Raw genomic sequence first — 10,561 nt, 5'->3', positions numbered from 1 at the left:
CCCGCTCCGTCACCAGCTTCACAGCCTCAATCTTGAACTCACTGCCAAACTTCCGTCTCGTCATGTCCTCTCTCCGGTTCCTCGATCACGATCTTATCGTCGTGTCCACGAAACCGGCAGCAGCTCAAATTATATCGATTTAAAAAAGGTGGAGTATAGCCCTCGTTATGGCCATACGGCAAAGCGGGGCGACGGGCTCGCAGACCGGGCATGTAAGCGCGCGGTCCACGGGCCTGCCTTTGGGGATTAGAATTTGTAGTCCACCGCCGAATACACCCCCAGCCCAGCGCCGGGGTACTCGTTGGCGTAGTCGGCATGGTTCGCGTTGTAGGTCGGCGCGATGGCCACGGCGTATTTGGTGTCGGTCAGGTTGTCGACGCTGAGCGACACCTGCCAGCCCTTTTTGTCCGCGCGCTGCTGCTGCCACCCGACGGTGAGGCCGTAGACAACGTAAGGTGCCGCCTTCCAGGTGTTCAGATAGTCAACGTAAGTGCCAGAAGCCGCCGTGGCGTCGAAATTGGCGTAGATGCCATTCGCGGCGTCAAAGGCCAGCTCGCCCTGGTAGTATTCGGGCGGCAGGCCTGGCTCTGTTTTGTTGCTCAGGGCGCCGCCATTGCTGTTGAAGGTTAAGTCACTCCAGGTGAAGGTCTGCACCAGATGCACGCGGTTCACGCCGGTGGTGTCGCCCCAGAAGCTGCCGCCATCCTGCCACAGCACCGTGTCCAGCTCCGATTCAACACCCTGATGCGTGGCGTGCGGCGCGTTGATGGTGGTGTTGGCGTCGATCGAGGCATCGTAGATGGTCAGCAGCTCGTCGGAAACCTGCGCGTAGTAGTAATCGGTGCTGCCCTGGAAGATACCATAACGGCCGCGGAAGCCAACCTCCACCGTGTCGGCCTCCTGGTTCTTCAGGTTCAGGATGCCGTAATTCGGGTAGGTCGAGGCCGTGGTGCCGCTATAGGGGCCGTAGCCGCCCGCCCAGTCCTCGCGCGGCTCGATATTGCCGCCATAGGACGTGAAGAGCTGCAGGTCCTGGCTCACATCCCAAAGCAGGCCGATGCGCGGAATGAGGTTCGTCTCGGAGCTGCGGAAGCTCGGGGTCTGCACGACCGGGATCGTGGTACCCGTCACGTAGGTGTTGCCTATGGTGTTGAAGTTACGCGGGGTGTTGACGACCGCGCCGCCCAGCGTGAGCCACAAGTTATGGATGAGCTCAAAATCGTCGGAGAGCAGCGCGGTCTGGTCGGTAGAGCCGTTGAACTTGTTCCAGTACAGGCGTTCGCCGGCCGTTACGCCGGGAATGTTGTAGTAGGAGGTGGGGGCGATCTTATAGGTCGCGCCCAGGTAGCTGTAGCTCGTACCGTAGGGGTTGGCGCCGTCGGCGGCGATCGCCTCTTCCTTGGCGTCGCCGTAGATGTCGTCGGACCAATAAGCGGCGGCGGTGAAGTCGTTGCCATGACCGAATAGCCGCGAGGTGTTCTCGTACTTCACCTGCGCGGCGATATTGCCGTAATCCCATTTCGCCAGGATCGGCGCGGAGGTGCTGCTCGGACCAATGACGATGGGGAAGTTCTGGTAGGCGAGGCCAAGCTCAACGGACTGGTTATCGGCAAAGCGCAGCTTGGTCACGTCACCAATCAGCTCGGAACCCGGCTGGTTGCGCTTGTAGTTGGTCTCCAAATAGGCGAGCTGGGCTTGGTCCGGTGTGGAACTCTCGATCTGCCCGCGGGTGAGCGCGCCGGGACCGTAGAACAATTCCTTGCCGTAGCGGAAATACACACGTGTCTCGGCGTTGTCGTTGATCTGGTAGCCAAGATTGGCGATGACGTGCTGGGCCGAGGCGTTGGAGTGCTGCTGCCAGCCGTTCTGGCTCTCGCCGATGACGTTGATGTAATAGTCCCAGGGGCCAACCACGCCGCCGGTGGCTGCCGAGCCCTTTATATAGCCAAAGCTGCCGAATTCGGTGCGTATTTCGCTATACGGCGCGGTGCGGCCGGTGTTCGTATGATAGTCGATGGTGCCGCCAAGGGCGAGGTCACCGGTGGTGAAAGCGTTGTCGCCGCGCAGAATTTCCGTGTAGTCGAGGCCCTGAGGATCGAACAGCTCATAGGGCGTGCCAGAAGGCGTGGTCACCGGCAGGTCGTCGAACTCGTACTTGATGCCGTTTCGGAAATAGCCGACGCCGTTATTCACGCCCGAACCGCGGATCGAGACCTTGATCGAGTCGAAGCCGCCGGCGCCCGTGGCGGCGGCGATGACACCCGGCTGCAGCTTCAGCAGGTCGGCGTTGCTTCGCACACGGCCCTTGGCGACCTCTGCGCTGTCCACCACCGAGAAGCCGCCGGGAATCTTGCTGAGCTTGGCACGCGCGGCCTGGGCAGGCGTTTTGCCTTTAACAATCACGGCGGTGAGCTGCGAGCCATTGACCGGCGGGGGCGGCGGCGTTTGCGCACGCGCCGCGCCCGCGTGCAGCACCAGCCCCACAACCCCCAGCGCCAGCGGGGCGTTCACCCAAAAATGACGGCTATTCGGGCGTTGGCGCTGCCCGGCGGTACGATAAGTCATTTCATTTTGTCCTTGAATTTTAGACCCAAACGGAAGCAGGACAACCGATATTCAAAGCTGCGATTTTTATCAATATCAATTCTATCTACTTTATAGAGATTTTGCGCATTCAGGGGCGAATTCCAGGATTTCAGTATACAAAAAACATTCCACGACCAGCTTCCTGATCGCAACTATTATCCATCGGAGATGACGCGGCATCGGTATGAAATTCCACATCCGGGATGGCGGCGAGGAGGGCCTGCGTATAGGGGTGACGCGGGGCGCGGAAAATGTCGCTGGCCTCGCCCGTCTCCACTATATGGCCGTCCTTCATCACGGCGATGTCGTCGCTCACGCGGCGGATCACGCCGAGATCATGCGAGATGAACAGGCAAGCGAGGTTGAGGTCGCGCTTGAGTTCGGCAAGCAGCGTGAGGATTTGCGCCTGCACCGGGATGTCGAGGGCTGAAACCGGTTCGTCGCAGATGAGCACGGCGGGTTCAGGCGCCAGGGCGCGGGCGATGGCGACGCGCTGACGCTGGCCGCCGGAAAGTTCGATGGGCCGGCGCGGCAGATGCGACTCATCAAGGCGCACCAGATGCAGCAACTCCAGCGCGCGGGCGCGGCGCTCGGGGCCGCGCTTGTAGCCCGCCACGTTCAGCGCCTCGCCCAGGACGGCCTCCACCGTGTAGCGCGGGTCGAAGGAGCTGAGCGGGTCTTGGAACACCGGCTGTACGCGACGGCGGGCGGCGCGGAGCTCGGCGGGGGAGAGGGTCAGGCAAGGACGGCCCTGAAACTGGACCTCGCCGGAATCGGCTTTCTCCAGCCCCAGGATGATGCGGGTGAGCGTGGTTTTGCCCGAACCTGAGCCGCCAACGATGCCCAGCGTGCGGCCGGCGCGCAGCGTGACAGAGGAGGAGGCTAAGGCCAGGCGCTTGCCGCCGCCGGGGCTGGCGAAGCTCTTGGTCACGCCGATTGCGGCGACCTCCACTGGTGTGGAGCGGCGCGCCGCAGGCACGGATGGAGCCGAATCGTGGGCATGCACGGTGGTGGCGGCGGCCAGCAGCTCGCGCGTGTAGGGGTGCTGCGGACGGCGCAAGATCTCTTGCGTGGGGCCGGCTTCCACAATCTCGCCGGCGCGCATCACCGCCACGCGGTCAGCTAGGCGCGCCGCCACGGCCAGGTCGTGGCTGACGATGAGCATGGCGGTATTGCCGTCGCGCAGGCTGGCCAGCAGGTCGAGCACTTGCGTCTGCACCAGCGCATCCAGCGCGGTGGTGGGTTCGTCGGCAATTAGCAGCTCAGGCTGGCAGGCGATGGCCGAGGCGATGAGCGCGCGCTGGCGCAGACCGCCGGAAAGCTGGGCCGGATATTGCGCGGCGCGCAGCTCGGGTTCGGGCACGCCCACGGCGCGCAACAGCTCCAGCATGCGGGCCTCGCGCGCCGGGCGGGTAAGGGCGCGGTGCAGGCGCAGCGGCTCGGCGATCTCCTCGCCCACCTTGCGCAGCGGATCGAGCGAGAGCAGCGCGTCCTGCAGGACAAAGCCGATGCGCCCGCCGCGTATGTCGCGCCACTGGGCCGGGGAGAAGCGGCGCGTATCGGCGCCGTCGAACTCCAGCGCCTCGGCGCGCACCACGCCCCCTGTGCCGGGCAGACCCACCAGCGTGCGCAGCGTCACGGACTTGCCGCAGCCAGACTCACCAATGAGCGCCAGGCATTCGCCGCGGTTGAGCGTGAAGGAGATGCCCTTCACCACCTGCTCGCGCCCGCCGGGAAAGTCGACGCGCAGATCGCGCACGTTCAGCAGCGGGCGCATCAGACGCGGCCCTCGCTGCGGCGGACCAGCTCGCGGCCCAGCGCGTTAACGGCCAGCACGGTCGCGGTAATGATACCCGCCGAGAAGGCTGTAAGCCACCAGCCGTTGAGCACGTAATCACGGTCGATGGCCAGCATCGAGCCCCAGTCCGGGGCGGGCGGCGGCGCGCCCACGCCCAGGAAGGAGAGCGTGGCGACGGCGGCGATCTTCCAGCCGATGTCGAGCGGCAGCAGAACCAGCACCGGTTTTATGGCATTGGGCAGCACGTGGCGCCGGATGACGGTGCCGTGCGTCAGGCCCAGCGTGAGCGCGGCCTCGACAAATCCGGCACGGCGCAGCCCCAGCGCCTGGGCCCGCACCTGGCGCGCGGCGCGCGGCACCCCGGCAACGCCCAGGGCGAAAACCAGCGTGGTGTCGGTGGCGCCCCAAAAGGAGATGATCACCAGCACCAGCAGGATCTCGGGGAAGGATTGCAGCATGTCGGCAAAGCGCATCAACGCGTTGTCGGCCAGGCGCGTGCCCAGCCCGGCCGCCACCCCCAGTGCCGCCCCGGCCAGGGCGCTGAACAGCGCCGCGCTGGTGCCCAGCAGCAGCGAGGGTCGCACCGCATAGACAATGCGCGACCAGACGTCGCGGCCGTCTTCGTCGGTGCCCAGCCAATGCGCGGTGTTGGGCGGTGCGAACAGGTTGTGGGCATTGGTGGCCAGCGGGTCGGTGCCCGCCAACGTGGCGGGAAACGCCGCCGCCAGCAGCAGCAGCAGCAAAAACGCCACCGCCAGGATGAAGCCGGGACGGAGGTCACGCAGCCAGGGGTGCGGGGCCTCCAGGCTGCCGAGGGTGGTGGTCAGCTGGCTCATGAGCGCTCCGTGCGGGGGTCGATCACCGCGTTGATGAGGTCGATGGCGATATTGATGAGAATGTTGAGCGAGGTGGCGAGCAGGGCGATGCCCAGCACCAGTGGCACGTCGCGGTTGGCAGTGGCGTCCGTCATCATGCGGCCCAGCCCCTGGCGGTTGAACACGGTCTCCACCACCACGGCCGAGGACAGCAGCCCGGCGAACATCATGCCGGCGATGGTGAGGGCGGGCACTAGCGCATGGCGCAGGGCATGGCCCAGGCGCACGCCGGCCTCCGAGAGGCCACGGGTGTGCGCCGTGACGATGAAGGGCTGCTCCAGAATGTCCTCCAGCTCTCGCCGCAGCACCTGGGCCAGCACGGCGGCGATGGGCATGGCCATGGTGATTGTCGGCAGGATGTTGGCCGTCCAGCCGCGCGTGGAGGAGGAGGGAAACAGGTGCAGGCTGAAGGAGAAGCCCAGCAGCAGGATGAGGCCAGTAATGAAGCTGGGTACCGAGGAGAGCGTGACCTCGATGCCGTTGAACAGCGAAGTGAGCCAGCGTGCCCGCTTGGCGGTGGCCAGTGCCACCATCAGCGCCAACCCTACCCCCAGCGTCATGGCCGAAACTGCGAGCGTGGCGGTGGCGCCGATTTGCCCGGCGATTAGCGCCGCCACCGGCTGGTGCAGCCGGTAGGAGGTGCCGAGATTACCCTGCAGCAGGCGGCCCAGATAGCGCAGATACTGCACGTGCAGTGGCGCGTCGAACCCGTATTCGGCTCGTACCTGATGCAGGATGGCCGGTGTGGGCAGCGCATCTGGCCCGCCGAGCAGCGTGATGGCCGGGTCGCCCGGCGTGAGGTTGATGGCCAGGAAGACGAGCGTGACGGTGCCCCAGAGCACCAACGCGCCCGCCCCCAGGCGCCAGAGCAGATGCCGGTACCTGCCGCTCATGCCGCGCTCTCCTGTAGCCAGATGGTCTCGAAATGGGGGGTTTCATGCGAGGTATCGTAGATGACGCCGCGCACCCGGGTGCCAAAGCCGATCAGCGACTGGTTGTCGTAGAGCGGCACGGCGGGCACCAACTCGATGAGCCGCGCCTGCGCCTGCGCGTAGAGCGCCGTCAGCGCCGCTGTGTCGGTGGCCTCGCGGGCCTGCTCCAGCAGCGCGTTCAGCGCCGGATCGTTGAGGCGCGAGGTGTTCTGCCCGCCCTCGTGAAAGGTCGGGATCTGGCTGCCATGATAGTTGATGTACAGCGCGTCGGGCGTGTTGGTGTGCCACACGCCGCCGCTCATGGCCTGATACTGGCCGGCAATGCGCTGCTGCAGCAGCATGCCGGTGGGCAGCGCTTCCAGTTGCAGGTCAAAGCCCACCCGTCGCATGTCTGACTGGATTTCCACCATTACTGGAATGGAGGTGACACCCACCGCAATGGCGACGCTCGCCGCCAGACGCGTGCCCGCCTTCGTGCGGTAGCCTTCGGCGTCTCGCCCGGTCCAGCCGGCTTCATCCAGCAACGCGTTAGCATGGGCGGGGTCGTAGGCCAGCGCACCTGCCGCCGAGGCATCGTAGAACGGCGTTGTCTCCGAGAGGAAATTGGCGATGGGCCGGTAGAGGCCAAAGCCGGCGATCTGCGCGATGCCGCTGCGATCCATGGCCAGAGCGGCGGCGCGGCGCACACGGATGTCGTCAAAGGGTGGCGCGGCGACATTGAAGGCGATGGCGCGGTTGGGGCAGCCCATGCGCACGCGGTTGGTCACGGCGAGCGCCGGGTTGGCGAGCGCCGCCGCTCCGGCCTGGGGCGGCAGGTCGATGGTTAAGTCGTACTCGCCCGAGGCCAGCGAGAAATAGCGCACCGAGGCGTCGGGGACAAATTCGAATTCCAGCCGGTCCAGATAGGCCGGGCCCTTATGGCCGGTGACCGGCGGTGACCAGTTGTAGTCCGGGCGCCGGGTAAAGCTCATGCCCAGCTGCGGCATGTAGCTATCCAGGATGAACGGCCCGGAGCCGATGGGATTCGTGTTGAGGCTGAGCGGGCGCTCCTTGATGACCTTGGGCGATTCCATGGCCAGCCAGGCCTGCGCCAGCACGTAGAGGAACGGCGAATAGGGCGCGTGCAGCGTGGCCTCGAAGGTGTATTCGTCCACCACCCGCCCGCTAGCGTAAGGCTGGATATACGTCGCCGCCAGCGGCGATTTGGTGGCCGGGGCGCGCATGTGCTCCAGGTTGAGCAGCACCGCCTCGGCGTTGAACTTGGCGCCATCGCTGAACGTGACATCGTCGCGCAGCGAGAAGGTGTAGGTCTTGCCGTCGGGCGAGATGGTCCAGGATGTGGCCAGCCAGGGGGCGGGCCGGCCCTGCTCGTCGAGATAGACGAGATTGTCGAACAACAGCCGGCCGATCCACTCCACGTTGGTGGCGTAGAGGGCGTGCGGGTCCAGCGCTCCGATGTCGAGGGCCACAGAGGCGCGCAGCGTGCCGCCGGGGCGGCCGGGCTGTGTCTCGCGATAGCCGCCGGAGGGCAGACCCAGAGGCGCATCGGCGCGGGCCGCGCCCGCCGCAAGTAACGCCGCCGCCCCTGCTCCGCCGCGCAGGAAAGCTGATCTTGTTAGCATCTTGCCACTCCCCCGCCGCGCTTTATGCGCGGATGGCCTCAGCCGCCCCGGCGGCGAACTGGCTCACCGGCTTGGGCAGCCCCAGATGCTCGCGCAGGGTCGTGCCGGTGTATTCGTGGCGGAAGATGCCGCGCTTGCGCAGGATGGGCACCACATGGTCCACGAAGATTTCGGCGCCCGAAGGGAAGGCGTCCGGCATCAGGTTGAAGCCATCTGCCGCCCCAGCGCGGAACCATTCCTCAATCGTATCGGCGATCTGCTCCGGCGCGCCCACCACCAGGCGATGCCCCGAGCGGATGTGCCGGGCGAGTTGGCGCACGGTCAGGTTCTCGGCTTGGGCGAGCTTGATCTGTGCCTCGAAGAACCCGTGCGAGCCCTTCTCGGGCGGCGTGAGGTCATCGAGCTTGTCCCAGGGCAGCGGCGCGTCGATGTCCAGCTCCTCGGGCTTGATCCCGATGCGCCCGGCGATCTGCGCAATCAGGCCGCGATTGCCCTCGAAACTGTCGAGATATTCGCGCCGACGCTCGGCCTCCTCCTCGGTGGAGCCGACGACCGTGGAAATGCCGGGCATGATCTTGAGGTGATCGGGGTTGCGGCCCCAGGCACGCGCGCGGGTCTTCATCTCGTTATAGAACTCGATGCCCGCCTCCAGCGTGGTCTGGGTGCAGAAGATCGCGTCGGCATAGCGCGAGCCCACGGCCTTGCCGCCCTCGGAGCCGCCAGCTTGGAAGATCACCGGCCGGCCCTGCGGCGAGCGCGAGACGTTGAGCGGGCCCTTGACGCTGAAGAAGCGGCCGTGATGGTTGATCTCATGTACCTTGGCCGGGTCGGCGTAGTGGCCGCCCTTCCAATCGCCGAGGATCGCGTCATCCTCCCAGGAGTCCCAGAGCTTGATGACCACTTCGGCGAATTCGGCGGCGCGGTCGTAGCGGCTCACATGCAGCGGCGCCTCGTCCAGCCCGAAATTCTGCGCTGCCCCGTCGCCCGCGTTGGTGACGAGGTTCCAGGCGGCGCGGCCACTGCTGATCTGGTCCACCGAGGCCACGCGCCGGGCCAGATTATAGGGCTCGTTATAGGTGGTGGAGAGCGTCGAGATCACGCCGATATGCGTGGTCGCCGCCGCCACGGCGGTGAGCAGGATGGTCGGCTCCGGGCGCCCAGCCGGGCCCTTGGCGACATCACCGCCAAGCTGCGGGCCGTCGGCGAGGAAGATGGCGTCGAGTGTGCCACGTTCGGAAATCTTGGCGATGTTGACGTAGTAATCGGGGTTGTTGATCGAAGTGGACGGCACCTCGCCCAGGCGCCAGGCGGCTTGGTGCCCGCCCAGGCCCAGAATATTCATGCCAATGGAAAGCTGCTTGCGGTCTGACATGGCTTTGATCTTTCTTGCTTAAAGAGAAGGCAGTTCACGCTCATGTGCGGGCGGCTTGGCGTCCGTGGTCTCGCCTTCCGCCGCCTGCTTGCGCTGCAGCGCCCAGCGTGTGACCGGCGCGGTGCCATTGAGCAGGTAGTCGCCAATGGCACGCTCGCGGAAAATCGCAGGGTTGTGCGAGGCCGCCGTGCGGGCGTTGCGCCAGTGGCGGTCCAGGCGGCGGCTCTCGGCCGTGGCGGAAGCGCCGCCGACCTCGAAGACCTGCGAGGTCAGCTGCAGCACGAGGTCGATGACGATCTGCTGAGCCTCGAAGGTGCGCACATTGGCCTGCACGAAATCCTCGGGCGCCGCCACCCCGGCCAGCTTCGCCTCGTAGAGCTCCTGCAAATGCCGGGAATTGTTCTCGATGATCGAGTCCAGCGCGTAGGAGAGGCTGGCCACGCGGCCGACCACGCGCTGCACCAGCGGGTCGTCCTTGGGTGACGATTTGCCGGGAATGCCAAACGCCCGGGTGCGCGGCTTCACGAACTCCACAATGTCGCGCACCGCCGCGCGGCCCACACCGGCCATGGCGGTGAGCAGGATCATCTGCAGGAAGGAAAGGTTATAGCTGTCCTCGCGCTCATCGTCCGGCGAGAAGCGGCGGATGATCTGGCTGTCCTCTATGCGCACGTTATGGAAATGCGTGGTGCCGCTGCCGGTAAGGCGCTGGCCGAATCCGTCCCAGTCGTCGATGCGCTCCACGCCTTCGGCATCCGCGGCCACCGCCACCGAGAGGAAATCGTCACCGTCCTTGGCCGCAGCCACAATCCAGTCGGCGTAGATGGTGCCGGTGGAATAATATTTGGTGCCGTTCAGACGCCAGCCTTCGCCGTCACGCGTGAGCAGCGTGGAATTGCCGGTCTCCTCGGTGCGCTCGGCCATGGCGTAGCCAATGAGCTTGTGGTCCAGCACCTTGGGGAACCAGAACGCGATCGCCGCCTCGTCACGTTGCAGCAGCCGCTCTTCCAGGAAGGCGAAATGCCCGCGGAAGGCATGGGCCACATTGGAGTCGGCGGTGGCCAGTTCCTCCAGCAGGCGGAAGAATTGCGGGATGGTCGCACCAAAGCCCCCCAGCTCGTGCGGGATGCGCACCTTGCCAAACCCGGCTTCGCGCAGGGCGGCGATATGCTCGAAGGCCAGTGTGCGGCTGAGCTCCCGCTCCACCGCCGTAGCGGCGATCTGCGGGAAAATGGGCCGGAACGGTGCGGCCAGCGCCTCGTACTCGACCGCCGCTTGGTGGAAGACTCCGCTAGACCGGTTTTCCGGCCGCACCGATGCATTCATGTTTGTGTACCCCAGGGTAGAAACTCTTTCTCCCGCCCCTCGCCTTGCGC

The 10,561-nt window shown here is 65.7% G+C and carries 7 protein-coding genes; all 7 read right to left on the bottom strand.

Going from position 1 to position 10,561, the window contains the following annotated elements; genetic code table 11:
• Positions 1-246: 246 nt before the first annotated feature.
• On the bottom strand, positions 247-2,565 hold the full coding sequence (locus tag ACLPJJ_RS00540) for a TonB-dependent receptor family protein (protein ID WP_443588714.1): 2,319 nt from the start codon (positions 2,563-2,565) through the stop codon (positions 247-249).
• Positions 2,566-2,695: 130 nt separating this feature from the next.
• A complete protein-coding gene (locus ACLPJJ_RS00535) occupies positions 2,696-4,363 on the bottom strand; it encodes a dipeptide ABC transporter ATP-binding protein (RefSeq protein WP_443588712.1) in 1,668 nt (555 codons plus the stop codon).
• On the bottom strand, positions 4,363-5,220 hold the full coding sequence (locus ACLPJJ_RS00530; protein ID WP_443588711.1) for an ABC transporter permease: 858 nt from the start codon (positions 5,218-5,220) through the stop codon (positions 4,363-4,365). The genes ACLPJJ_RS00535 and ACLPJJ_RS00530 overlap by 1 nt, the downstream gene beginning before the upstream one ends.
• A complete protein-coding gene (locus ACLPJJ_RS00525) occupies positions 5,217-6,152 on the bottom strand; it encodes an ABC transporter permease (RefSeq protein WP_443588710.1) in 936 nt (311 codons plus the stop codon). The genes ACLPJJ_RS00530 and ACLPJJ_RS00525 overlap by 4 nt, the downstream gene beginning before the upstream one ends.
• Positions 6,149-7,813: an ABC transporter substrate-binding protein gene (locus tag ACLPJJ_RS00520; protein ID WP_443588709.1), complete on the bottom strand. Its 1,665-nt coding sequence runs from the start codon at positions 7,811-7,813 to the stop codon at positions 6,149-6,151. The genes ACLPJJ_RS00525 and ACLPJJ_RS00520 overlap by 4 nt, the downstream gene beginning before the upstream one ends.
• 22 nt (positions 7,814-7,835) lie before the next feature.
• Complete coding sequence (locus tag ACLPJJ_RS00515) at positions 7,836-9,185, bottom strand: LLM class flavin-dependent oxidoreductase (protein ID WP_443588707.1); 1,350 nt, start codon at positions 9,183-9,185, stop codon at positions 7,836-7,838.
• A gap of 18 nt (positions 9,186-9,203) precedes the next feature.
• Positions 9,204-10,511 carry an acyl-CoA dehydrogenase family protein gene (locus ACLPJJ_RS00510; protein ID WP_443588705.1) on the bottom strand — a complete coding sequence of 436 codons (1,308 nt, stop codon included), beginning with the start codon at positions 10,509-10,511 and terminating at the stop codon, positions 9,204-9,206.
• Positions 10,512-10,561 lie beyond the last annotated feature (50 nt).

Origin of the sequence: Acidocella sp., from assembly GCF_052326845.1 — a bacterium.
In the GTDB taxonomy this organism is placed as follows: Bacteria; Pseudomonadota; Alphaproteobacteria; order Acetobacterales; family Acetobacteraceae; genus Acidocella.
The sequence above is the reverse complement of the archived record's forward strand: the minus strand, read 5'-3'. Positions and strand labels throughout refer to the sequence as shown.